The sequence below is a fragment of the Agriterribacter sp. genome (assembly GCF_035497235.1).
GTDB lineage: Bacteria > Bacteroidota > Bacteroidia > Chitinophagales > Chitinophagaceae > Agriterribacter.
The window spans coordinates 13,111-37,440 of the sequence record NZ_DATJEB010000030.1 but is presented as its reverse complement, the minus strand read 5'-3'; the positions used below and the strand labels follow the sequence as shown (position 1 = coordinate 37,440).

Genomic DNA, 24,330 nt, shown 5'->3' with positions numbered 1-24,330 from the left:
TGTGTTAATTCAGTTCCAGCGCTATAATTTGTCCCCTGTTAATAGCCAACCCGGCATCCAAAGACTGGCTGGTTACTTTGCCCTTACCCTTTACCGTTACTTTCATGTTCATGTTTTCCAGTAAATGGAGAGCATCTTTTAATCCCATTCCCTTTACATCGGGTATTGTTTGTTTGCTAACGCTTAAATCTTTTAGTACCGGTGTGTATGCGCTATTGATTACTACGCCCCATTTGCCGGATGCTATAGAATCTGCATACTGCACATTCATCGTTTCCAGCACATTCTTAAGCTCGCTGCCGTAACCGCTCCACCTGTATTTATTGCTGTCGGTGGCCAGTTTTGCAATAAACAACTGCTGCCTGTCTGCACTTTCGGCATATAGCTTATCGGCAATTTCCCTGAATACCGGCGCCGCTACTGCTCCGCCAAAATATTTAGCGGCACGGGGCTTGTTCTTAATCACTACTATGCAGGAATACTTTGGATTTTCAACCGGAAAATATCCTGCAAAGGAAGACTGGTATGCGCCATCCCCGTATTTGAATTTTCCATCGTTCACTTTGGTTGTACCTGTTTTTCCCGCGGCATGGTAAACCGCATCTTTAAAAATAGATTTTGCCGTTCCTTCTATACAAACGGCATTAAGGCAATCTTTTAACTGGCGCAGTGTTTCTTTCGAGCAAATATTGTTATTCAGTACCTGTGGTTCAAATTCGTGCAGCAGGTTCCCGTCTTTTTCTATCCTGTTTACCAGGTACGGCTTCATCAGTTTGCCTTCATTGGCAACGGCGTTGTATACCATCAGCAGTTGCAGGGGGCTTAGCATTACTTCGTAACCAAAACCCATTGAGGGGAGGGTTTGCAAATGCCAGTCTTTGCGGGACGGGTTTTTTACCAAGGGTCTGAATTCTTCTTTCAGATCAATGCCCGTGCGGCCTGTAAGATGCAGCGCCTGGTAATGCTTTATGAATTGTGCCGGATTTTTTGCATAATAAGTATAAGCAAGTTTGGCCATGGCTACGTTGCTGCTATGTTCAAACGATTCTTTTATGGTAAGCAGGCTCTTTGGCGATTTTTCCGCATCCCTGATATTTCTTCCGTTCAGTACCCATGAACCATTATTGATATCTATCATGTCTGAAGTGGTAACATATTTGTCTTCAAGAACAGATAAGAGGGTAATGAGCTTTATGGTAGATCCCGGTTCGGAGGTTTTTAACGCGTAATTATCCGATTCAAAATAAGAGCCGTCAGGCATGAGGCCCAGGTTGGCTATCGCTTTTATTTTTCCTGTAGCCACTTCCATTACTATGGCGCAACCTTCCAGCGCTTCATTGGAAACCATCATGCGCATCAGGGCGGTTTGCGTAATATCCTGTATGTTCACATCTAATGTGGTTACAATATCTTTACCGTTCTCCGGTTCAATTTCAGATCCTTCCACCGGCACAAAGGCGCCGCCCGATATACGGCGAACCAATCGTTTGCCCGATACGCCTTTTAATAAACTATCGTACGTTTTTTCGAGTCCAACGTTTTGGGTTACTACCTGCTTGTCATTATTTATATAAGCCCTGGACAGGCCGATGGTGCGGTTGGCCAGTAAGCCAAAAGGGGTAAGGCGTTTTTCCATATCTTCCGCAATGAACCCGCTTTTATTCCTGCCCAGTCTTACTAAGGGCAGTTCACGTAAGGCCTGGTATTGTTCAAAACTTACTTTTTTCTTTAGCAGAAAATAGCGCTCTTTTTTGCGGTATCCTGTTTCTAATAATTTTTTATATGCTGCGGCGTTCTTGTCGTTAAAAATATTGGACAATCCTGCGGAAAGGGAATCAATGTTTTCCTTAAATCTTTTTCCATCCTTTTCGCGGAGTCCGTCTGCCATAAAATCAATACGGATGTCAAAAAATGGAATGGAAGTACTTAACATACTGCCGTCCTCGCTGTAAATAGTTCCCCTGTCCGCATCTAAGGTGCGGTATTCAAGGTGCAGGCTGTCGCTCAGGCTTTTCCAGTAATTACCCTGGAATTGCTGAATGTAAAAAGCCTTGCCTATTACGCAAAGGCTTAATATCACTACCCCCAGGAAGCAGAGGTAAACCCGCCATAATATGTCTTTTTTTATTTCCAAAATTGTATCGGCAGCCGTCTTTCATTTTTAACTGCAGCCGTTTTTTTTATTTTTTATTTTCTGTAATCTTTACCGGTGGCGCTTTCAGTTCCTTTAAGCCCAGGGGCGCTACGGCTTTGGCCAGTTCACTTTGTTTACCCCGCATCATCAGTTCGCCTTTTACCGTTTTGTATTCATACTGTAATTCTTTTAGTGCTTTGGCGCTGCGGTTTATATCTTTAATCGTATTTTCTGCGTGGTGCCCGTTGTATATATACACTACTGCCAGTATGGCCAGGAAAAGAAAGAAGTAGATGTTTTTAACCACCCACCGGTAATTCAGCCACTTTTTTATTCCATCCACTAAGGAAGAAGGCTCATCGGGTTTTATTTTCTCTGTTTCCGGCATTATATATGGTATAATTATTTTTGGTTTATTTTTTTTCTGCTACCCGCAGCTTAGCGCTACGGCTTCTTGGATTTGCCGCTATTTCGGCCGCGGAAGGCACTATTGGTTTTTTAGTAATAATAAGAAAAGGACTTTCCGGCTTTGTGCCGTATAACGAATCGGCGGCTGTTTCCTCAAAACTGCCGTTCCGGAAAAAATGCTTTACCATTCTGTCTTCAACGCTGTGAAACGTTATGATGGCAATACGGCCACCTTTCTTAAGGAGAGAAGGGAGTTGTTGCAGCATTTCCCGTAAGGACCCCATTTCGTCATTCACTGTAATGCGCAAAGCCTGGAATACCTGGGCAAAGTATTTGTTAGGATTACCTTTTACCACCGGGGAAACCGCATTCTTAAATTCATTAACCGTTTTAACGGATACCAGTTGCCGTTGCTGTACGATTGTTTTGGCCAGGGTTTTGGCGTTTGTTACCTCACCGTACTGCTCAAACATTTTATGCAGTTGCTGTTCGGTATAGCTGTTCAGTATGCTTGCAGCGGTAAGCTCCTGGCGCTGATCCATGCGCATATCTAACAGCGACTCCTCAAAACGTGTGGAAAACCCCCGTTCGGCTTCGTCAAACTGGTGACTGGATACGCCAAGATCGGCGATTACACCATCTACCTCATCTATTTTATGAAGCCGCAGGAATTTTTTAAGATGACGAAAGTTATGCGGTACAAAAATGATCCGTGGATCATCGGGTATATTGAGCCTGGCATCCTCATCCTGGTCAAAGGCAATAAGCCTGCCTGACTGGTTCAATGCACGCAAAATGGCCCCGCTGTGTCCGCCACCGCCAAAAGTACAGTCTGCATATACGCCTGCAGGTTTAACCTGCAGGGCATTAACGAGTTCGCCGGCTAAAACAGGTATATGATATGGTTGATCCATAATGGTAAATTAAAGGTGAAAAGCCAGCGTGGAAATGGTTGTTTCCGCTTTGACCTTTCACCTCCTGACACTGTAATACTTATACCTGCCCGCTTTTATCCGTCATTACGTCCTGAGCCAACCGGCTGAATGCTTCGGGTGAAAAAGTGTCAAAGAACTGCTGATACTTATTTTTATCCCAGATTTCAATTTTATCAAAGGCCGAAACCAGCACAATGTCTTTTTCCAGTCCGGCGTATTCCATTAAATTTTTGGGTAACAACAATCTCCCTGCACCATCCAGTTCCACTGTTATCCCATTTAAAAAGTAGCGGCGGAATTCGCGTACTTTTGGATCAAAATCACTTTTTCTTCCTATGTCTTCAAAAATGGGTTCCCAGTTTTTCATCGGGTACAGGGTTAAGCAACGCTCAAATCCCCTGTTAATAAAGAAGCTACCGGTTTCCCCTTCCGGGATTTGCCTTTTAAATCCTGTTGGAAGGAGAAACCGACCTTTTGCGTCCAGCGTAGCTTCATATTCCCCTAAAAACCGTATCATTTATAAAGAGTTATACTTAATTCCCATTTATTCCCACAAAATAACACATTTTCCCACCTTTAACGCGGGATTTAATTTAATTATTTTATCCACAGCAAACTTTTTTTTTAAAACCCTTACCAGCAGTAATTCTAAGGGGATTTTAGGGCTGATTTGCTGCATAATACCTGCGGACAATGTGGATAGCTGTGGATAAATGTGGATAGCTATTAACTTACAAGAATACCGTTGCATATTTGCACTATGGATCCAAAACAGCTACAAATCAAAGATTTTACTTATGCTTTACCTGAAAATCGTATTGCCGCCTACCCTTTAGCCAGTCGCGATGCTTCGAAACTGCTGGTATATGAACAGGGAAATATTACGGAAGATGTTTACCACCACATTGCCGGTTATCTGCCGGAGGGGGCCTTACTGCTGTTGAATGATACCCGGGTAGTGGAAGCCCGGCTGCTTTTTCAGAAACCAACAGGAGGCAGTATCGAAATATTTTGCCTTTCGCCGCATGCGCGGTACGCCGATGTTACTACTGCTATGCTGCAAAAGAACAGGGTGTGGTGGAACTGTCTTATTGGGGGGGCATCCAAATGGAAGCGGGGTGCTGTGCTGGAAAAGAAGATAGTAACCGGCACAGGCGATATTATATTGAAAGCATTGCTTGCAGAAAGATTACCCGATAGCTTTACCGTTGAAATGCAATGGGAGCCGGGTGATTTATCTTTTGCGGATATATTACATCATGCCGGGGTTATGCCCCTTCCACCCTATATAAAAAGGGAGGCGGATGAAAATGACAGGGAAAGGTATCAAACCATCTATGCCCGGCAGGAAGGATCAGTGGCTGCTCCAACGGCGGGACTGCATTTTACAAATGACATTTTTCAGTCGCTCCGGGATAAACACATTGCACATGATTTTGTAACGCTTCATGTAGGTGCGGGTACTTTTAAACCAGTTAAAGCGGAACGCATGGAGGATCATGCTATGCATACCGAATTTATAGATGTGCGTTATGAAACCATTGAAAAGTTATTGCAAAACACCGGCAAAGTATTTTGTGTGGGCACTACTTCCCTAAGAACAGTAGAAAGCCTGTATTGGATGGGTGTTAAAGTGAAGCAGCACGAAGGCATTGACGTTGATAGCCTGGCGATAACACAATGGGAAGTATATGAAATCCTTTCCGCATATACCGTACCAGCCGATGAATCCCTGCTGGCGCTGCTGGGGTGGATGAAGCGCCGGCATATGAACAGGTTGCTTACACAAACACAGATTTTAATAGCGCCGGGTTATCCTTTCAAAATCATTTCAGGGCTGATCACTAATTTTCATCAGCCGCAATCCACCTTACTGTTACTGGTAGCCGCGCTTATTGGAGAACAGTGGAAAGCAGTGTATCGCTATGCATTGGAAAATAATTTCAGGTTTTTGAGTTATGGTGATGGTTGTTTATTGTTTACCGGAGCAAAGGAAACTCCATCGTAAATGCTGAACCCTTTCCGGGTGCACTCTCTGCTTTTATCTTTCCTTTTTGTGCTTCCACCATAGCTTTAACATAGCTTAACCCCAGCCCAAATCCCTTTACGTTATGTACATTACCTGTATGCGCCCTGTAAAATTTTTCAAATATCCTGTTCACTGTTTCTTTGGTCATGCCTATGCCGTTGTCTTCAATTTTAATGCGGATGGCATTGCCTGTATTTTGCGTGTATATCTTTATGTGCAGCCCGGTATCTTTTGAATATTTAATGGCATTGTCAATCAGGTTGCTGAGCAGGTTGGTAAAGTGTACTTCATCCGCTTCAATAACGTCTTTTGCGGCGCTGAGCTGCAGTTCGGCCTTCCCGTTCCTGTCTTCCATCTGCAGCCTGAAATTATCTGCCACACGGCTTATCACTTCGTGTACATGCTGCGGCTTCATGTTAAGCTGCACTTCCTGCTTGTCCAGCAAAGCGGCCTGCAGTATCGTTTCTACCTGCTTGTTCATCCGTTTGTTTTCGTCTTTTATGATGCCGCTGAAATAGTCCATTTTTTCCTTACTTCGCCATACTTTATCATTTTTTAATGCGTCTACCGCCAGTGATATGGTTGCCAGCGGGGTTTTGAACTCGTGCGTCATATTGTTGATGAAATCGCTTTTAATTTCACTTAGCTTTTTTTGACGGAGCATGGTGCGAACGGTAGTGAAAAATGCCGTACAGATCACCAGGGTAAACAATACCGATCCCGTGATCATCCAGCTCATCGACCCTATTAAAAAATTTTCTACATTTGGAAAAATCACCCATAGCTCCTCGTCTGCAACAAATCCTTCGGCACTGCTACCGGTAGGTACCGAAAGCGGGAACCAGAAGGTACGGCTCCGGGCGGTGTCTGCCAGTAATTTGCTGAAATTAATGGTTTGCATTTCATAGTTATTGGTGATGCTGTTGCGGTTTAGCACGGCAAATTCAAAATTTGTTTTTTTAAAACCATATTTATTTAAAGCCATCTTTAGTTTATCGTATACCTGGCTGGGTGTATAGCGCTGTGCGACGGTAGGTGTTTTGAGCAATTTTAAAAATTGATCCGAAGGCCATTCAGGAGATAATTTGGGGAAACCCGCGGAAGGAAACCTACCCGATTGTTCGGCTATTTCCTGCCCCACTTCATTTACCGCCATCTGGATATTCTGTTCTAATTGTTCATTTTTAATGATAAGGGCATTTTTAATGGACATGATCTGCACCACTATAATGCCAATAAGCGAAAGGGTGATAAGAATAATGATCAGTAAGTAAATTTTCTTCATTGGCCTGTAAAATTACTTTGATATTAACTGGGGTTTAGTTGCGGCATGGATGATTTAACTCAATTTTACATCAGGATAAGGATTCGTATAATGGTTTGCGAGCAACAAGTATACAAAAATTAGGCATTCCCTGTGCCATATCTGTAAAAACCTGCGTTGTTAAAGGTATTTTTTTGATTTTAATTGCCGGTCAGTATTTTCTATACTAACTTAGATCAAATGCTTACACCTTCGGTTGGTACATTATTAATTGCGGAGCCTTTTCTTAAGGACACTAATTTTATGCGCACGGTTGTTTTGTTATGCGATCACCAGGAAGACGGCAGTATTGGTTTTGTGTTGAACAAGCATATAGCGCATACTCTCGATGAAATTATACCTGAGCTGGAAGGCATCAAGATACCTGTTTTTTTTGGCGGCCCGGTACAAGCCGATACGCTTCATTTTTTGCATGTTTGTCCGGACCAGATACCCGGCAGCCAGGCAGTAACCGATGGTATTTACTGGGGAGGCGATTTTGGGATTGTTAAGGACCTGCTGCGGAAAAATAAGCTCAATCCCGGGAGCATCCGGTTTTATATCGGCTATTCAGGCTGGGGTAGCAACCAGTTGAATGAAGAACTGGAAGGGAAAAGCTGGATTACCGCTATGGCAAAGCAAGACCTTGTGTTTAAGTACAATGCAGAAGACATATGGAAGGAGTCGCTCAGGTTGCTTGGCGGTGATTATAGTTTGATGACCAATTTTCCTATTGATCCGCAGTTGAACTAGCATTAAGCCGATCAAATGATGGCTGTATATTATCGTGAGACAGCCCATCTCACGTTTGTCATAACAATAGCAAAAAAAGTCCCCCGGCATTTTACCTGGGGGACGCATCCGCACATGGCCAATTATTTTATTGCTATTATTTTAAAGGGAACCTGATACCTGCGTATAATCCCCAGTTATTTAAATTTTTATTATCTCCATAACTAAAGGGCATAAAATTATACCTGCCGCCTAATGTAAATGCCGATGCCCCGTGTTCCCTGAAGGGTATAGCGATACCCGCTTCGGGTGAAGCAACAAAATAAACACCTGATTTACTGCTTCCAAACTCTCCGAGGTACCGGGTATACGATACAAAATTACCGCCCACCCCTGCTCCAACATACGGCTGCACTATTCCTGAAGGTGCCAGGTTAAATCTTCCTTTAATCATTACCGGCACGGTTTGTATGGAATTGCTCAGAACGGCCGATACGGCACCGCCTTTAGTAGTATATACCTGCCGCGGATATTTCTGGTAATAATCGCTGAAGCCCGCTTCAAGTCCCAGCGAAAGCTGATCTGTAATGCCATATAACAGGTTAGCGTTCCACCCGCGAAAAGAAGTTTTGCTTACAAGATTTGATTTGAAATTTCCCGTGGGCATATGTACAGCATAATTAATATTCATGGTTAGTTTTTGCTGTTGTGCAAGCGCAGGCAACCCGAAACCCGCGCAGAGTAGCGTAAAAAAAAATATTTTAAACGGTTTCATGACGATGTGTTTTTAATGTATACAACTACCTGTTTTTTAATGATTGCTATTGCTGCTGAGGTATGGCGACTGGTCAAATAGCGCTTTTACCTGGGAAGCAGCGGTTGAAGCGTTAAAAACAGCCTCTCCTCTTATCAGTCCGTTCCATACGCCTTCAATTTTTTTATCCTTTCCTGCATCTTTCAGATCAACCATGTCAACCGATAACGCACCCTCGCGGATCTGGTATACTGCATAAGAAACATAAGGGAAGTAATAATCATAGCCGCCGTATCCCCAGTAATAAGGATCCCAGTAGCTGTTATAATAGCCCCAGTAAGACGGATAGCTGATTACGCCTGTTTGGTTGTTAAATACGCTGCTGATATTAATACCAAGGTCGGGATGTTCATCATTGGCTACCAGTTGATAACCGCGCATCTGCATATTATCTTTTACGGCCTGTATAAAAGCTGCATCCGTTGCTGTTAATGTACGTTTCCGGAGCGCGCCATTGCGTACTACTGCCACCGAATCGGAAATGCTGTAGGTATGAAATGAATTAAAAAGAACAGAACTATCGTAGTTGGTGATGTAAATACGGCTTTCATCATTGGTCATGTTTTTTAAAGGGTCTTTTGTACAACTACCCAGGAAACCAATGCACAGTAAACCTGCTGTTAGTGCCAGGTATATTTTATTTTTTTTCATAGCTTATGTTGCTTTCAGCTATAGACACTGATACGGCATACATGTTTAATTACAGGTTGTAATGTTAACAATACACTAACAGGCGGTCTTCTTGCTGTTTTGTGTAGTGGTTTATACTTAGCTGTTTGCTGTTTTAGTATCATTCTTCCGTATTTTTTTGATTTATTTATGTGTGTATGTGGAAGTTGTTTTGTTTTTATGTAATTTCCTCATGGTTAGCGCAATTAAAATAGTGTATATAAAACGGAATTATTTATTACTGCTTTTTAATGAAGTTGACTACGGGAAAAATATTGTTGCTCACGCTTTTTATCAGTACTGTTATAGTAGCCGTAACAGTATATATATCCATAAGGCAATCTTCAAAGGTGAACCATACTTTTACCGGTATATCTAACGCACAAAATATTTTGTATTACACTGAAAAATTACTTGCCGGAGCCACCATGAATGATATTATGGTACGGGAGTACATATTAGCAGGGGATGACAGGTACCTTTCTTCTTTGCAGCAAATTTATGATGACTTTAAGCATAACTATGATCAGTTGAAGCATTATGCCAAAGCGGATCCGCTTCAGCGGCAAAAGATAGATTCGCTTCCCCTGTACATCTTCGGCGGGAAGGCCTGGTCAGACAGTATCATTAATATACGGCGGTTGGAAGGGCAGGCAAAGGCAATGGAAATGACAACCACCGATACGATTAATAATTTTGTATCCGCAGCAAGGGGGCTGATCAGCCGCATTACGCTGGTGGAGCGGCTTCGGTTAAAAACACTGCAACAGGAGAATGCCAAAGCAGTAGCAGATCTTAGAACGGTATGGTACATTGAAATAGCGCTGCTGATTGTGCTTATGATTATGCTGGTACAAAAATTAAGAGTTGATGTGCTGTGGGGAAGAAAGGCAAACGCGGCCATGCAATATAACGCGCTGCTGATGGAGCACATACAGGACGCCGTTATTTCTACCGATAAAAACTTTACAATAGTGAGCTGGAACCGCAAAGCAGAAAGGCTTTCGGGTTGGAATGAAGATGAAATACGCGGGAGAAAAGTGGTAGAGATTGTGAAGCCGGTGTATAAGGAGGCGTTTCAATCTGTTATTGTAAAAACGTTACTGAAAAATGAATCATGGGAAGGCGAAACCACTTTTCAAAAAAAGAGTGGTGAACAGGCTACCGTGCTGGTTTCGGCAGCGGTTATAAAAGCAGCTAACGGCAAAATGAAAGGAGTGGTGGCTATTGTAAGAGATATCAGCGCTCAGCAACAGTTGGAGGAGCAACTGAAAAAATTTAATTCGGAATTAGGCAAACAGGTAGAAGACAGAACGCTGGAGGTGAAAAAGGTGGTAGACCAGTTACTGGCTTCCGAAAAAAAGTATAAGTTCTTATTTGAACACAACCCGTTACCCATGTGGATGATGACCATGCCGGGCATGCATATTACGGATGTAAATGACGCGGCCATTCATCATTATGGCTATGCACGGCACGCTTTTTTAAAACTGAATTTCCGGGATATCCATCCACAGGCCGATGCAGATGCTTTTATACGGTATATGCAGGAAAACGCTTCGGGTTACCATAACGCGGGTGTGTGGAGGCAGTATAAAAGAGACAGGAGTATTATTTTTGTTGAAATATATGCTTACAGTATGCGGCTGGATGGCAGGGATATCAGGTTGATCCTGTCTAATGATATTACGCAGAAAGTAGCAGTAGAAAAAAAGCTTAAGCAGTCGCTTGGCCAGGTGCGCATGCTGAGCGGACACCTGGAACAGGTGCGGGAAGACGAGCGGAAAAATATTGCAAGAGAAATTCATGATGAACTGGGGCAGCAGCTCACCATTTTAAAAATGGATGTGGCATGGACAATAAAAAAAATGCAGCACCCGGACGAAATGGTAGTAACCCGGTTAAGCGGGTTGCTGGAAACGATTGATGCTACCATGAAATGGGTTCGCAGGATATGTGCGGAATTGCGTCCCGCGCTGTTAGATGACCTGGGGCTGATTGCGGCAATGGAATGGCAGGCGGGGGAGTTTGAAAAAAATACGGGTGTGGTAATGGAGGTAATGCTGCCCGCCGGTATACCGGAGTTGCCGCCTGAAACTAAAACGGGTTTATTTCGTATTTTTCAGGAATCCCTTACTAATATTGCCCGTCATGCGGAAGCGCGGCATGTGAAGGTAAACTTGCGGGAAAAAGAGGGGGCGCTAATATTGAATATTGAGGATAATGGCAAAGGTTTCGATATGGCTATCCTTAATCAAAAGCGTACATTGGGGATACTGGGAATGGAAGAAAGAAGTTTGATGATGGGTGGAAAATATGTAATTGCGAGTGAACCGGGGGGAGGTACTACGGTAAAAGTAATAGTTCCGGTGGAAAAGAAAAATACGATTATCTAAATCCGAAAAACCAGGTATTATGATGCGGATTCTTATTGCAGACGATCATGCTATTGTACGAAAGGGCCTAAAACAACTTATTCTTGAAGAGTATCCTTCTGCGCAGTTAGCCGGGGCTAAAGATACGGAAGAACTCATGTCTAAGCTGATGGAAGCGCCATGGGATATTGTAATCTGCGACTTAAATATGCCCGGGCGCAGCGGGTTAGACGCGCTGCACCAGATCAGGCATGCCTATCCTTCTTTGCCTGTGCTGATTATGAGCATGTATCCCGAAGATCAGTATGCCCTCAGGGTTTTAAAGGCTGGCGCCGCAGGTTACCTGGGCAAGGATAATATTCATGAAGATATTATTAAGGCCATACATACTGTTTTGCTGGGTAAAAAATTTATTACACCGGCAGTAGCGGAAAAATTAGCAGATGCATTCGGTTCTAAAAACCAGGAACTCAACCTGCATGAAAAGCTTTCCGACAGGGAATTTGATGTGTTTAAACTGCTTGCCGGGGGAAAGCCGGTATCGGATATTGCGGAACAACTGTCTTTAAGCGTTACCACGGTAAGTACCTACCGGGCAAGGGTACTCGAAAAAATGGAAATGAAGTCCAATGCCGATCTTACAAGGTATGCGCTAGATCATAAGCTGATCTGAAGAGGTGTCGGGTGTTAGGTATCAGGTATCAGGTGTCAGCTATCGATCAGCTAAAGTATACTAATGATGGGCCTGGTACTTCTTTTCTCTCCCGTCTCACCCGCACTTCTCACCATTCACCATTCCCCACCCCCTGACGATAGCATGACAAAAGTCATTTTGCTTCTTGATATTGCTTATAACTTATCCTCCCCGCTCCAAATACTTTTACAAATAACTCCAGCATAATGAGTGTAATGATCATTCTTTTAATAGCCAGCATTTCTGTAGCCGGCCTGTTTCTTTTAGCCTTTTTATGGAGTGTAAAAAGCGGACAGTTTGAGGATGATTATTCTCCTTCCTCAAGAATATTGTTTGACAACGAAACGCCTTCTAATAAAACAATAAAACCCTGATAAATATTCCCGGATATGCAAGTAGAAAAGTTCTGTTATGACAATAAGATTGTAAAGGCTTTTGGGTATGCCACGGTAATTTTCGCTATTGTGGGCATGTTGGCCGGACTTTGGGCGGCCATCCAGCTTTATGCGCCAGCTACCAGCCTTAATCTTGCGCCTACTACGTTTGGCCGTATACGTCCGTTACACACCAACGCTATTATTTTCGCCTTTGTAGGCAACTGTATTTTTACAGGGGTGTATTACTCGCTGCAACGGTTGTGTAAAGCCCGCATGTTCAGCGATAAGTTAAGCTGGATCCATTTTTGGGGATGGCAGCTTATTATTGTTGCCGCGGCAGTAACCCTATTAATGGGATATACTTCGGGCAAGGAGTATGCGGAGTTAGAGTGGCCGGTAGATATTGCTATTACGTTGATATGGGTAGTGTTCGGGATTAACATGTTTGGCACTATTCTGCAAAGAAGAGAAAAGCATTTATATGTAGCTATCTGGTTTTACATTGCTACCTGGGTTACCGTAGCCATGCTGCATATTGTAAACTCTTTTGAGATACCTGTGTCCTTTATGAAAAGCTATAGCTGGTACGCAGGTGTGCAGGATGCGCTGGTGCAATGGTGGTACGGGCATAACGCGGTGGCATTTTTTCTTACCACACCCATATTGGGCCTCATGTATTATTTTCTTCCCAAGGCCGCCAATCGGCCGGTGTATTCTTACCGGCTCTCTATCATTCACTTTTGGGCGCTGATCTTTATTTATATATGGGCAGGCCCGCATCATTTATTATATACCGCGCTGCCCGACTGGGCGCAATCGCTGGGTACCGTTTTTTCTTTAATGCTCATCTTCCCTTCCTGGGGCGGCATGCTTAACGGGCTGTTTACCCTGCGTGGCGCCTGGGATAAGGTGCGGGAAGACCCTGTGCTGAAATTTATGGTAGTGGCTATTACCTGTTATGGAATGGCTACACTGGAAGGTCCGCTCCTGAGTTTAAAAAATATCAGCGCCATTGCGCATTACAGCGACTGGATCATAGCGCATGTGCATATAGGCGGACTGGGCTGGAACGGCTTTATGGCCTTTGCTATGCTGTATTACCTCGTTCCCAAAATGTGGGGTACGCAACTTCATTCCAAAAAACTGGCTACCAATCATTTCTGGCTGGGAACCATTGGTATTATACTGTACGCTGTACCGTTATACTGGGCAGGCTTTACACAAACATTAATGTGGAAAACGTTTACACCGGAAGGGCAACTGAAATTTCAGTTCCTGGAATCTGTAACCAATATCATACCCATGTATATTACCCGTAGTGTGGGCGGAGGCTTATACCTGGCGGGTGCATTGCTGATGTGCTATAACCTGGCTAAAACCATAGCTGCCGGAAAATTCATTGCAAATGAAGCTGCCGAGGCAGCGCCGCTACCTAAAAAAATAAACTACGGCAAAGAGCACTGGCACCGGTGGATTGAGCGCAGACCGCTTACCTTATTAGTGGTGAGCCTGATTGTAGTAGTAATTGGTGGTGTGGTGGAAATGATTCCCGCCTTCCTGGTAAAATCGAATATTCCTACCATAACAAGTGTAAAACCCTATACACCCCTCGAATTGCAGGGACGCGATATTTATGTAAGAGAAGGCTGCTACACCTGCCACTCGCAAATGATACGGCCCTTCCGTGATGAAGTGGCGCGGTATGGCGAATATTCCAAGGCAGGCGAGTTTGTATACGACCACCCGTTTCAATGGGGAAGCAAGCGCACGGGCCCCGACCTGGCGCGTATAGGAGACAAATACCCCGATAGCTGGCATTATAACCATATGGACGATCCCGCTTCCATGTCGCCCGGATCGGTGATGCCCGCTTATCCGTGGCTGTTAGATGACGCGCTGGATACCGCCAGTACGCCTGCTAAAATAAGAGTGATGCAAAAATTAGGAGTGCCTTATCCTGCAGGGTTTGATAAAACGGCTAACCAGGACCTTACCGCGCAGGCGGAAGCCATATCGGCAAGACTTAAAAAAGATAAGATTGAAACACCGGCGAATAAAGAGATCATAGCGCTCATTGCGTACCTGCAGCGTGTGGGTACCGATATTAAGCTGGAACAAAAGACAATGGCCGGTGAAACCACTATGCAATAAATAATAACTCAGGTAATATGAAATTTATTAATTACTTAGAAAAGATTGGCGGTGTGGATATCCTCGGACTAACATCGTTTGGTATATTCTTTATTTTTTTTATAGTGATGCTGACATGGGTGTTCAAAGCCGATAAAAGTAAGATCGAGGAAATCAGCCGTATTCCATTAGATAACCAGGAGCAATAAAATAAATGGTATGCTTTTTAAAAACAATCCACACCGCTTAGTCCGGATATTCAAACCGTTATCATTACTGGTATTGTTTACGTTCACAGGAAGTTTGGCCGCTGTTGCCGCTGGACCGCCGCTGCCTTCTGCGCTCAACAATACCCTGGCGTTAACCTTAATGACGTTAATGCTGATATTACTGGTTGTAATATTTATGCTGGGGCAGTTGCTGACAGGGATAGCCGACATTAAACTTCAAAAAGATAAGGAAGACGAGAAAAAAAATACAACGCCTGCGGCAGTTGTTACCGGGGTGTTTTTATTGTTAACCGGTTCTGCTGTAGCGCAGAATACTACTGAAGCCATACAGGCAGCCGTTGCTAACCCAAAAACATTTGGCGGTCTGTCCGCTTTTGTTTTTTATACCATGATCACTATCATTTTTGTGGAAATGCTGGTGATCCTGGTATTACTCTATAATATCAGGTTTTTGCTTAAAGCGGATAAAGTGAAGACCACGGAAGCGGCTTTGGTAACATCCAAATCGTTAGGCGCCTGGTGGAGCCGGGTTAATAAATTCAAACCCGTTGAACAGGAGGCCGATATAGCGCTTGATCATGAATATGATGGTATCCGCGAATTAGATAACCGGCTTCCTCCCTGGTGGCTATATGGTTTTTATGCTACCATTATTTTTGGGGTAATTTATTTATGGCGGTATCACGTGTCTTACAGTGCGCCCTTGAGCAGGGAAGAGTTTGAGATTTCGGTAAAGAAAGCGGATGAAGAAGTAAAAACCTACCTCGCCCAAAAAGGGGAGTCGGTTGATGAAAACAGTGTTACCGTATCTGTTGATGCCGCTGATCTTGCCGAAGGGAAAAAAATATATACTGCTGCCTGCGTAGCTTGTCATAAAAATGATGGCGGAGGCATGGTTGGCCCCAATCTTACCGATGATTACTGGCTGCACGGCGGCGATGTGAAAAGTGTGTTTAAAACCATTAAATACGGAATAAACGCGATGCCGCAATGGCAAACCAGCTATTCCAATAAGCAGATAGCGCAGGTGTCAAGCTATGTAATGTCGCTGCACGGTACTAACCCTGCCGGTGCAAAAGCGGCGGAGGGCCGGTTGTTTAAAGCAGCAGATGCAACGCCGGCACCTGTAGCCGGATCTGCGGCTAATAATGAAGTGAAAACCCCGTAAAAACAGGGAGTTAATAAAATGGCAAAGCAGCAACACATACAACATGCTTCAACGCAGAATGAAACGGACGCTTTTCGCGACAGGATAGCTACTGTTGACGAAAAGGGTAAGCGGAAATGGGTATATGCCCATAAAACCAGGGGGAAATTATTCAACATTCGTACATGGGTGAGCTGGGGATTCTTTATTTTGTTTTTTGCCCTTCCTTTCTTTCGGTATAAAGGTCGCCCGTTATTCCTGTTTAATATACCAGAAGCTAAATTTATTTTATTTGGCAGGGTATTTTGGCCGCAGGATTTTTTCATATTCGGTATCACCATGATCACCGGCATTGTATTCATCATACTTTTTACGGCTGCCTTCGGACGATTGTTTTGCGGATGGGTTTGTCCGCAAACCATTTTTATGGAAATGCTTTTTCGTAAAATTGAATTTGCTATAGAAGGTGATGCGCCGGCGCAGAAGCTGTTAGACAAAGGACCCTGGAACCGCGATAAGGTGGTAAAGAAAACAACCAAGCACTTCGTGTTCTTCCTGCTTTCTTTTATTGTTTCCAATTTTTTCCTTGCTTACATTATAGGAATGGATGAACTGCTGAAGATTATAAGGGAGCCGGCATCGCAACATATAGGCGGACTGTCTTCCATCGTTATTTTTTCCGGCGTGTTTTATGGTGTATTTTCTTATTTCCGCGAGCAGGCCTGCACGGTAATTTGCCCTTACGGTCGCCTGCAGGGCGTGTTGCTGGATCGTAACTCCATGATCGTTGCCTACGACTATAAAAGAGGCGAGCCAAGAGGGAAGTTCAGAAAGCAAAAGGCCGCCGAACTGGCGCCTGTACCGGGCGATTGTATAGATTGCTTCCAGTGTGTAAAAGTTTGCCCAACGGGTATAGATATTCGTAATGGCACGCAAATGGAATGTGTGGGATGTACTTCGTGTATTGATGCCTGTAATAAAATGATGGATGCCACGGGCAGGGAAAAAGGATTGATCCGCTATGCTTCGGAGAATGGTATCGCGGAAGGGAAGAAGCTGAAGTTTACGGGAAGGATGAAATTCTATACTGTTTTGCTGGTGGTTTTAACCAGTCTGTTAACTGCTTTACTGGTATCCCGTAAAGATGTGGATGGCACCATACTGAGAGCCGGAGGCATGCTGTACCAGGAACGGGGAGCCGACAGTGTATCGAACCTGTATAACATCAAGATCATTAATAAAACGGTACACGATGTATCGCTTTCCTTAAAGCTGGAAAACATGCCGGGCAGCATTATAGAAGCGGAAGGGAAAGATATTATAGTAAAAAGAGAGGGGCAGGGCAAAGGTTCATTCTTTATTGTATTGCCGCGCCATATTATTGAGACAAGAAAAACAAAGCTGAAAATCGGCGTATACGAAGGAGATCATAAAATTACCACGCTGGGTACTAATTTCATGGGGCCGGCAGCACGGTAGCGTTATGCTAATTATATTGTGAGAAGTGAGACGTGAAAGGTGAAAGGTGAAGGGTAAATGGTAAAAGGTGAGAGGTGAATGGTGAACATTTCACGTCTCTTGTCTGTCATCTTTCGATTAACATAGCGGTAGTTAAGGATTATAATATTAACGTAAAAGGAAATGATATGAACTGGGGTCATAAACTCACTATAGTAATTGTTGTTTTTATATGCCTGATGGGCTTTATGGTTTACCAGGCCATGCAAACCGATTTTCAGTTGGTAGAGAAAGGGTATTATAAAAGTGAATTAAAATACCAGCAGGTAATTGACGGGAACAACCGGGTAAACGCGTTAAGCGGCAAAGTGCGTATTGTAAAATCGGGGAACCGGGTTATTGTGCAGTTGCCGGAAGAAATGAAGAACAGCAACGTACAGGGCACCCTGTGGTTTTATTGCGCTTATGATGAGAGGATGGACAGGAGGTTTGAGTTGCGGCCGGATAAGGATGCCATCCAGGAATTGGATGCTGCCTTGTTTACCGCGGGAAACTATACGGTAAAAATGGAATGGATCAGTAATAATGAACACTATTACAGTGAAGAAAAATTAAGTATGTAATGATGTGGCAATGGATAGCAGGAGGCTTTGTGCTGGGAATATTCAGCAGTTTGCATTGTGTGGGTATGTGCGGCCCGCTGGCTATGGCCCTGCCTGTTCATCATCTCTCCCGTATTAAGCGGTTCGCGGCTTTATTGTTGTACCAGTTTGGGCGTATTGTTACCTATGCTTCGTTAGGATTATTATTTGGCTTTGCCGGAAGGCATATATATATCGCCGGCTTTCAGCAAGGATTTTCAATCGGTATAGGGATACTCGTTTTAGTATTGCTTATCCTGTATTACTGCTATAAAAAAAATGTTCAGCCTCCTTTTATGCTGGCATTTTACAAAAAAATACAGGGCGTTATTATTGCTTTATTACAATCGGAAAGAAATCTTTTTTCGTACCTGCTGCTGGGCATGGCCAACGGCTTGCTTCCCTGTGGCATGGTATATGTTGCTATTGCCGCCGCAGTTACCGGTTCAACTGTAGATCAGGGGGTATTGTTTATGGCCATGTTTGGGCTGGGCACCCTGCCTGCCATGATGGCGATAAGCTATTTTGGCACATCGCTAAGCCTTAGCGTAAGACAGGCTATGCGCAAAGCCGTACCTTATGGTATAGCGCTTATGGCGGTAGTATTAATTTTGAGGGGAATGAATTTGGGCATCCCTTTTATTAGTCCTGTATTGCAAAGCGCACCAGGTACAGCGGTAGAATGCCATAACTGATTAGAATTTGAGACGGGTACGGCCGGTACCCGGTGAAAGGAAGGGCAGACCGCATGTTAACTCATTATTCCATTTCCACGAGTTTATATTTCAGTATAAACAAAATCAGCTCCGCTTTGTTTTTCAGCTCAAACTTTTTAAATAAAGCATCCCGGTATTCTTCAACAGTGTGATGGCTAAGGTACATTTTAGCCGCGATCTCATTATAGGTCATTCCTGTGCATGCATATTTTAAAAAGGTAAGCTCTCTTTGTTTCAGGGAAGCGATCTTCCGGTAGAGGCTGTTTCCGGAAGCCAGATGCAATTGGTTATTGATCTCTTCTGGAAAATATACTCCGTTCTTCAAAACAGCATTCAGGGTCAGCAAAATTTCCCCGGCTTCAAGGGTCTTGAACATATAGCCCTTTACGCCTAATAAAGCCATCCTCGATATGGCGCTCTGGTTATTATACATGGTAAGCGCAATTACTTTTGGGTCCTTATACTTTTTTTTCAGCATCATCATGGTTTCAAAGCCATCCATTACCGGCATGCTGATGTCAAGAAGAATGATATCAGGCAAACCCTGGATGTCAATTTGATCTAATAGCTGTTTCCCATTCTCAGCCTGGATACTGATTTTGTAGTTATCGCGGGTGGTGAGGAGGTTTGCCAATGCGGTTCTCATCAGTGCATGATCGTCTGCAATGGCCACGGTGGTTGGTTTGTTGGGAGGTGTTATCATGACAATAAGCGTTAGGGTAAAACAAAAATACCCCCAAACAGGGGGTATAAAAAGTGAAATGGAATTTATATTTTCGAAACATCATTTTCCCATTCCTAAACTAACGGCTTATGAATCGCCGGGTACTATTGGTATGCCTTTTTGGATTGCTGGAAACCACTACCGTTCTTGCCCAGGATAGTGTTGATGCTGTAATTAGTTTACCCCGGAATTACCTCCGCAGCATTGATAAAAGAACTGCAGGCTTAGATAAACAACTCACCCGCCAGTCCGAAAAATATTTAAGCAACCTCTCCAGACAGGAAGCGAAGATCCTCAGGAAGCTTTCAAAATTAGATTCATCACAAGCTAAAGAAATGCTGGGCGATACCAAAGCGGCGTATGAACAACTCTCTCAAAAGCTCAATGCTGCTAATGGTAAATTAGATAAAGCCTTTAGTGGTCAGTACCTGCCGGGATTAGATTCTCTTCAGGGCGCACTCGGCTTTTTAAAAGATGCGAAGAATATTGTTTCCCAATCAAAAGGCATTCAGCAAAAATTAGGCAGTTCCCTGGAGCAGGTAAAGCAACTGCAAAACAAATTGCAGCAGGCAGATGAGATAAAACGTTACGTGCAGCAACGCCAGGAGCAGCTCAAAACCCTGTTGAGCAGCTATACCAACCTGCCCAGGGGCATTACTAAGCACCTCGGTAAATATCAACAGGATATATTTTATTACGGAAGGCAGGTACAGGAATATAAAGAAACATTGAATGACCCGGACAAGCTTTTTAAAAAAGTACTGGCTACGCTTCAAACCCTGCCGGCTTTTAGAAAATTTATGAGCAGGCACTCAATGCTGGCAGGCATATTTGCCCCGCTTCCCTCTGCGGGAACAACGGCGGCTTTAGACCCCACACTTCCTACCCGTAGCCAGGTAATGCAGATGGCACAACAGCGAATAGCAGCCGGCGGGCAAAACGGGCAACAGGCATTTCGCCAGCAATTACAGCAGGTGCAGGGTGAAATGGCAAAGCTCAAAGATAAATTCATTGAAATGGGTATAAGTCCCGCGGGAGACATGAATATGCCAAATTTTAAGCCGAACCAGCAAAAAACAAAAACCTTCCTGCAACGGTTGGAATACGGTAGCAGCCTTCAATCTCAGCGGGCTGGCAACTACTTCCCGGTCACAACAGATATTGCGGCAACTGTAGGTTATAAGATCAACGACAAAAGTGTGGTGGGCATAGGCATATCTGGTAAGGCTGGTTGGGGCAAGAACTGGAAACACATTAAAATAACAGGAGAAGGTGTGGGTATGCGCTTTTTTGTGGACTGGAAAGCAAGAGGCAATATTTGGTTAACGGCAGGTGCGGAGCTGAACTACCTGAAGCCGGTAGAAAGCCTGGCTGTTTTTAAGAACTACAGTAACTGGAACAGGAGTGCACTGGCAGGCATAAGCAGGAAATACAAGATTGGCAAGAAGCTGAAAGGCAATATGCAGCTACTTTATGATTTCATGCACAGAAAGCATACGCCAGCTACTGATGCCTTTATTTGGCGAGTGGGATACAATTTTTAACCTAATACCTTAATTCCGATGATACAGCAACTTCGAAACATTTTTGTAAAATGCCTATTGATCTCGTTGATCTTTTCGGGAAGGCTCATGTCGCAAGATTTAGATAAAAAGTTTTTTCCACAACCCACCCCGCCTTCGCCTAATGTAGCTTCTTTGGGGTTATATGGACAGATACCGGTATCGCTGTTTAGTGGTCTTCCACAAATCTCTATTCCTATAGGATCTGTTAGCTCCAATGGGACGTCCATTGATATTAATCTAGGCTATCACGGAGGTGGCATACGTCCTGATGCTCATTCAGGTTGGGTAGGACTAGGATGGGATCTTGCTGCCGGTGGAATGATCACCAGGAGGATGATTGGAGGAATGGATGAAATCATACGTCCCAACGGTACTTTACCACCACGAACGTACCGCGGATATTACTATATGTACGCTGAGGCTGATAGAAGCGATTGGGCATCTACGGCCCGTATCGCCTATTTTCTGGACGATCTGCAAAACCCGCCAATTTATCCTTCGCCGGATGAATTCATTTTCAATTTTGGCAAATACTCAGGTTCGTTTTTTTTAAATCACAAGGGTAAATGGCAGGTAAGATCAAAAGATCTGGTAAATATTACTATAAAGGAAGAATTAGTAGATAATTATGTGTTAACAAAACAAACAGGAGCGCAAGGCAACTTTACAATCCGTAGGTTGTTTCATCGGTTCACCCTTACTACTCCTGATGGCTGTAAATATATTTTTGGGGGTACCTCCAGTTCTATCGAATTTACGAGAACAGGGGATTCCGGTCCTTATGACACAGGAGGCGGATTTGAGAGTGATTTTGTAATTCCAACTGCATGGCATCTGACAAAAATAATTACACCTGTTAATGATGAAATTAATTTCAATTATGAACGGGACAATATCATTGCTACGGTTTCCATAAGCCTGTTGCGTTCTCACTATCAACAGACAGGTCAGTCTGCGGCTAACGCTATTGATCTTGCACATAGTACAACAAGCATTATTAATCCATGTTATTTAAAAGAAATTGTATCACCAGATCAAACGGTAAAGTTTTACAGAAGTAACAGCAATGAGCTGCCATATGAATATTACGGAACTCTTCAGGGGGCCATTGATTATGATGACTTGTCTGCAAACCAGACTGCCACTGGAATAAAGAACAATATAAAATGGAAGAAATTAGATTCAGTTGTCTTTGAGTCTAATAGAAGTGGTTTCTTAAGAAAATTTGTTTTCCAATACACCGAACAAGTGACCTCCCGCCTTATACTGAACAGCGTGCAGGAAATAGGAAGAGGAGGGCTTGCAAAACCACCTTATTTATTCACATATAATACAACTGCACTGCCTGGCTATGGAACTCAACAACTTGATCATTGGGGGTTTTATAACGGAGTTAACTATTTTACCGCAAACCCTAAATCTCCAATTACTTTATATACTGATGCTGATGTTCCGGCTTATACAACCAGCCGCAACTCGAACTTTACATTAATGAAAGCGGGAATATTGACCGCCATAAAGTATCCAACCGGAGGAAGTACCAGTTTTGAATATGAGCCTCATGAGTATTCTATGATCGCGAAGCGTTTCCCTTTTGAAATCCAGAATCTTGGAACTAATAACCAGTGTGGAGGATTGCGAATAAGGAAAATTGTGAGTGAAGATGCTTTGAACAATGTTACTTCAAAGGAATACCTATATGTAAAAAATCATAGTGGTGGAGGCACAACATCGAGCGGGGTACTTGCAGGTGAACCAAAATACATTGATCAGGGCTCCTATCCTATACCTAATGGTACCTTAACCTATTATTACTGGTATGATTTCCACATTGAACCGCTGAGCTTTACTGACGGAAACCATGTAACGTACAGTGAGGTCATCGAAAAATCTTTAGATGGAAGCTACAGCGTTTACAATTATTCCAATCATGACCAATCTTTATACATTGATACATTACCCCAGAATGGTGTATACACAGCCGCGAATCAATGGCGGATGGACCCCACTACAAGTAAAGCGGATGAGAGAGGAAAGCTGCTTGAGAAAAGAGATTTTACATCAGCCGGGAAAATGCTTAGGAAAGTAAAGTATGAATATGATGAAAGTGTAAAATATCTGGACCCGGTACGCACAATGCAGTTATCTGGAAGGTGGTTTGGAGAACAAATCCAAGATAGCAGAGTTACGGCGTACTTAATATTCGCTTCCACACAGCCCTTGCTTAAAGAGATCGATACGCTTTGGGATGAGAATGGCTCAAATCCGGTGGTAACGGTAAAAGAACATCTTTACAACAATACCTACCGTTCTCATATCCAGCAACAATTTACAAATAGCAAAGGAGCCACGATAAAATCCACCTTTAAGTATCCTTTTGATTTCCTGGGCACCGCTGTTTATAAGGAGATGACAGACAGTAACAGGATTGCACATATTATTGAACAAACGGATTTCAATAACAGTACGCAAATCAACTTTGCAAGAACTAATTTCTATAAACCTTTTACGAGGATCTACGTCCCTCAGACGGTGGAGATTCAGGATCAGGGTAGCACGATCGAAACCAGGGTAAGATTTGAGCAATATAGTAATAAGGGGGATATATTGACGATACGTAAGGAGAGTGATCATCGTATCAGCTATATCTGGGATTACTATTCTACCTCTCCCATTGCAGAAGTTATCAACGCTGTACAGACGGATATTGCATGCACGTCTTTTGAAGCAGACGGTATAGGAAATTGGACGCTCTCCGACCTGCTGCGTAACAACACCTATGCAGTAACAGGCAAGAGATCATATAACCTGGTAAGCGGTACCAACATCACGAAGTCAGGGCTTAGTTCCAGCAAAACTTATATCGTTTCCTACTGGTCACGAAACGGGGCAGCCACCGTCAATAGTACAGCCGGTGTTTCGGGTCCTGCCAAAAATGGCTGGACCTACTGGGAACATGTTTTGCCCAATACTACAACTTCCGTTACCGTTTCGGGGTCAGGTAAGACCATTGATGAGCTACGTCTATACCCCGAGACAGCAAGAATGACTACTTATACTTATGAGCCGCTTATTGGCATGAGCAGTAAATGTGATGCTAATAATAGAGTGACCTATTTTGAATATGATGGGTTGGGGAGACTAATAGTCATAAAAGACCAGGATAACAATATTGTCAAAACAGTAGATTATCACTACCGTGGTAATTGATCAACCCTTGTCTCTTTTTTGAAATAGTTGCTTCCAAAT

The 24,330-nt window shown here is 43.5% G+C and carries 21 protein-coding genes; 13 read left to right on the top strand and 8 right to left on the bottom strand.

Annotated features, from left to right (window positions below):
• Positions 1–4: 4 nt before the first annotated feature.
• The 4 genes from VL121_RS08110 to mraZ all read right to left on the bottom strand — a co-directional run bounded on the left by VL121_RS08110 (position 5) and on the right by mraZ (position 3,994).
• Positions 5–2,134 carry a penicillin-binding protein gene (locus VL121_RS08110; protein WP_325404024.1) on the bottom strand — a complete coding sequence of 710 codons (2,130 nt, stop codon included), beginning with the start codon at positions 2,132–2,134 and terminating at the stop codon, positions 5–7.
• A gap of 46 nt (positions 2,135–2,180) precedes the next feature.
• Entirely contained in the window at positions 2,181–2,522 is a 342-nt protein-coding gene (locus VL121_RS08105; RefSeq protein ID WP_325404022.1) for an FtsL-like putative cell division protein, read from the bottom strand.
• Positions 2,523–2,547: 25 nt separating this feature from the next.
• Positions 2,548–3,456 carry a 16S rRNA (cytosine(1402)-N(4))-methyltransferase RsmH gene (rsmH, locus tag VL121_RS08100; protein ID WP_325404020.1) on the bottom strand — a complete coding sequence of 303 codons (909 nt, stop codon included), beginning with the start codon at positions 3,454–3,456 and terminating at the stop codon, positions 2,548–2,550.
• 79 nt (positions 3,457–3,535) lie between these two features.
• Positions 3,536–3,994, bottom strand: a complete 459-nt coding sequence (gene mraZ / locus VL121_RS08095; protein WP_325404018.1) for a division/cell wall cluster transcriptional repressor MraZ — start codon at positions 3,992–3,994, stop codon at positions 3,536–3,538.
• 243 nt (positions 3,995–4,237) lie between these two features.
• Between mraZ and VL121_RS08090 the strand changes: the two genes are divergently transcribed.
• A complete protein-coding gene (locus VL121_RS08090) occupies positions 4,238–5,485 on the top strand; it encodes an S-adenosylmethionine:tRNA ribosyltransferase-isomerase (protein ID WP_325404016.1) in 1,248 nt (415 codons plus the stop codon).
• Here VL121_RS08090 and VL121_RS08085 read toward each other — a convergent pair.
• A complete protein-coding gene (locus VL121_RS08085) occupies positions 5,457–6,791 on the bottom strand; it encodes a sensor histidine kinase (protein ID WP_325404014.1) in 1,335 nt (444 codons plus the stop codon). The genes VL121_RS08090 and VL121_RS08085 overlap by 29 nt on opposite strands.
• Positions 6,792–7,010: 219 nt before the next feature.
• Here VL121_RS08085 and VL121_RS08080 point away from each other — a divergent pair, with 219 nt between their 5' ends.
• A complete protein-coding gene (locus VL121_RS08080) occupies positions 7,011–7,562 on the top strand; it encodes a YqgE/AlgH family protein (protein WP_325404012.1) in 552 nt (183 codons plus the stop codon).
• A 136-nt stretch (positions 7,563–7,698) separates the two neighbouring features.
• Here the strand turns inward: VL121_RS08080 and VL121_RS08075 are convergent, their stop codons facing one another.
• Both VL121_RS08075 and VL121_RS08070 read right to left on the bottom strand, forming a co-directional pair.
• Positions 7,699–8,316 (bottom strand): outer membrane beta-barrel protein, encoded by a 618-nt coding sequence (locus tag VL121_RS08075; protein ID WP_325404010.1) that lies wholly within the window; start codon positions 8,314–8,316, stop codon positions 7,699–7,701.
• Positions 8,317–8,352: 36 nt separating this feature from the next.
• Positions 8,353–9,006, bottom strand: coding sequence for a DUF4136 domain-containing protein (locus VL121_RS08070; protein ID WP_325404008.1), 654 nt, complete (start codon positions 9,004–9,006; stop codon positions 8,353–8,355).
• 269 nt (positions 9,007–9,275) lie between these two features.
• Between VL121_RS08070 and VL121_RS08065 the strand changes: the two genes are divergently transcribed.
• The 9 genes from VL121_RS08065 to VL121_RS08025 all read left to right on the top strand — a co-directional run bounded on the left by VL121_RS08065 (position 9,276) and on the right by VL121_RS08025 (position 18,771).
• Entirely contained in the window at positions 9,276–11,420 is a 2,145-nt protein-coding gene (locus VL121_RS08065; protein WP_325404006.1) for a PAS domain S-box protein, read from the top strand.
• Positions 11,421–11,439: 19 nt separating this feature from the next.
• Positions 11,440–12,072: a response regulator transcription factor gene (locus tag VL121_RS08060; protein ID WP_325404004.1), complete on the top strand. Its 633-nt coding sequence runs from the start codon at positions 11,440–11,442 to the stop codon at positions 12,070–12,072.
• A 227-nt stretch (positions 12,073–12,299) separates the two neighbouring features.
• Positions 12,300–12,467: a cbb3-type cytochrome oxidase assembly protein CcoS gene (gene ccoS / locus VL121_RS08055; RefSeq protein ID WP_325404002.1), complete on the top strand. Its 168-nt coding sequence runs from the start codon at positions 12,300–12,302 to the stop codon at positions 12,465–12,467.
• Positions 12,468–12,482: 15 nt separating this feature from the next.
• The gene (gene ccoN / locus VL121_RS08050) at positions 12,483–14,621 is read left to right on the top strand and encodes a cytochrome-c oxidase, cbb3-type subunit I (RefSeq protein WP_325404000.1); all 2,139 of its coding nucleotides are present in this window, start codon (positions 12,483–12,485) and stop codon (positions 14,619–14,621) included.
• A 17-nt stretch (positions 14,622–14,638) separates the two neighbouring features.
• On the top strand, positions 14,639–14,809 hold the full coding sequence (locus VL121_RS08045) for a CcoQ/FixQ family Cbb3-type cytochrome c oxidase assembly chaperone (RefSeq protein WP_325403998.1): 171 nt from the start codon (positions 14,639–14,641) through the stop codon (positions 14,807–14,809).
• A gap of 10 nt (positions 14,810–14,819) precedes the next feature.
• Positions 14,820–15,998 (top strand): cbb3-type cytochrome c oxidase N-terminal domain-containing protein, encoded by a 1,179-nt coding sequence (locus tag VL121_RS08040; protein WP_325403996.1) that lies wholly within the window; start codon positions 14,820–14,822, stop codon positions 15,996–15,998.
• Positions 15,999–16,016: 18 nt separating this feature from the next.
• Entirely contained in the window at positions 16,017–17,456 is a 1,440-nt protein-coding gene (ccoG, locus tag VL121_RS08035; RefSeq protein ID WP_325403994.1) for a cytochrome c oxidase accessory protein CcoG, read from the top strand.
• 74 nt (positions 17,457–17,530) lie between these two features.
• Positions 17,531–18,058, top strand: coding sequence for a FixH family protein (locus VL121_RS08030; protein WP_325403992.1), 528 nt, complete (start codon positions 17,531–17,533; stop codon positions 18,056–18,058).
• On the top strand, positions 18,058–18,771 hold the full coding sequence (locus VL121_RS08025; RefSeq protein ID WP_325403990.1) for a sulfite exporter TauE/SafE family protein: 714 nt from the start codon (positions 18,058–18,060) through the stop codon (positions 18,769–18,771). Before VL121_RS08030 ends, VL121_RS08025 begins: the two co-directional genes overlap by 1 nt.
• 64 nt (positions 18,772–18,835) lie before the next feature.
• Here VL121_RS08025 and VL121_RS08020 read toward each other — a convergent pair whose 3' ends face one another.
• The gene (locus VL121_RS08020) at positions 18,836–19,495 is read right to left on the bottom strand and encodes a response regulator transcription factor (RefSeq protein WP_325403988.1); all 660 of its coding nucleotides are present in this window, start codon (positions 19,493–19,495) and stop codon (positions 18,836–18,838) included.
• Between the two features lie 110 nt (positions 19,496–19,605).
• Between VL121_RS08020 and VL121_RS08015 the strand changes: the two genes are divergently transcribed.
• The gene (locus VL121_RS08015) at positions 19,606–21,060 is read left to right on the top strand and encodes a hypothetical protein (protein WP_325403986.1); all 1,455 of its coding nucleotides are present in this window, start codon (positions 19,606–19,608) and stop codon (positions 21,058–21,060) included.
• Between the two features lie 87 nt (positions 21,061–21,147).
• Entirely contained in the window at positions 21,148–24,291 is a 3,144-nt protein-coding gene (locus VL121_RS08010) for a carbohydrate binding domain-containing protein (RefSeq protein ID WP_325403984.1), read from the top strand.
• Positions 24,292–24,330 lie beyond the last annotated feature (39 nt).

What these genes read in the sequence shown, in the direction of transcription:
- ccoN (WP_325404000.1), top strand. Translation starts at nt 12,483, where the DNA reads ATGCAAGTAGAAAAGTTCTGTTATGACAATAAGATTGTAAAGGCTTTT.
- VL121_RS08070 (WP_325404008.1), bottom strand. Translation starts at nt 9,006, where the DNA reads ATGAAAAAAAATAAAATATACCTGGCACTAACAGCAGGTTTACTGTGC.
- VL121_RS08090 (WP_325404016.1), top strand. Translation starts at nt 4,238, where the DNA reads ATGGATCCAAAACAGCTACAAATCAAAGATTTTACTTATGCTTTACCT.
- mraZ (WP_325404018.1), bottom strand. Translation starts at nt 3,994, where the DNA reads ATGATACGGTTTTTAGGGGAATATGAAGCTACGCTGGACGCAAAAGGT.
- VL121_RS08085 (WP_325404014.1), bottom strand. Translation starts at nt 6,791, where the DNA reads ATGAAGAAAATTTACTTACTGATCATTATTCTTATCACCCTTTCGCTT.
- VL121_RS08010 (WP_325403984.1), top strand. Translation starts at nt 21,148, where the DNA reads ATGTCGCAAGATTTAGATAAAAAGTTTTTTCCACAACCCACCCCGCCT.
- rsmH (WP_325404020.1), bottom strand. Translation starts at nt 3,456, where the DNA reads ATGGATCAACCATATCATATACCTGTTTTAGCCGGCGAACTCGTTAAT.
- VL121_RS08040 (WP_325403996.1), top strand. Translation starts at nt 14,820, where the DNA reads ATGCTTTTTAAAAACAATCCACACCGCTTAGTCCGGATATTCAAACCG.
- VL121_RS08020 (WP_325403988.1), bottom strand. Translation starts at nt 19,495, where the DNA reads ATGATAACACCTCCCAACAAACCAACCACCGTGGCCATTGCAGACGAT.
- VL121_RS08080 (WP_325404012.1), top strand. Translation starts at nt 7,011, where the DNA reads ATGCTTACACCTTCGGTTGGTACATTATTAATTGCGGAGCCTTTTCTT.
- ccoS (WP_325404002.1), top strand. Translation starts at nt 12,300, where the DNA reads ATGAGTGTAATGATCATTCTTTTAATAGCCAGCATTTCTGTAGCCGGC.
- VL121_RS08060 (WP_325404004.1), top strand. Translation starts at nt 11,440, where the DNA reads ATGATGCGGATTCTTATTGCAGACGATCATGCTATTGTACGAAAGGGC.
- VL121_RS08025 (WP_325403990.1), top strand. Translation starts at nt 18,058, where the DNA reads ATGATGTGGCAATGGATAGCAGGAGGCTTTGTGCTGGGAATATTCAGC.
- VL121_RS08105 (WP_325404022.1), bottom strand. Translation starts at nt 2,522, where the DNA reads ATGCCGGAAACAGAGAAAATAAAACCCGATGAGCCTTCTTCCTTAGTG.
- VL121_RS08065 (WP_325404006.1), top strand. Translation starts at nt 9,276, where the DNA reads ATGAAGTTGACTACGGGAAAAATATTGTTGCTCACGCTTTTTATCAGT.
- VL121_RS08045 (WP_325403998.1), top strand. Translation starts at nt 14,639, where the DNA reads ATGAAATTTATTAATTACTTAGAAAAGATTGGCGGTGTGGATATCCTC.
- VL121_RS08075 (WP_325404010.1), bottom strand. Translation starts at nt 8,316, where the DNA reads ATGAAACCGTTTAAAATATTTTTTTTTACGCTACTCTGCGCGGGTTTC.
- ccoG (WP_325403994.1), top strand. Translation starts at nt 16,017, where the DNA reads ATGGCAAAGCAGCAACACATACAACATGCTTCAACGCAGAATGAAACG.
- VL121_RS08015 (WP_325403986.1), top strand. Translation starts at nt 19,606, where the DNA reads ATGAATCGCCGGGTACTATTGGTATGCCTTTTTGGATTGCTGGAAACC.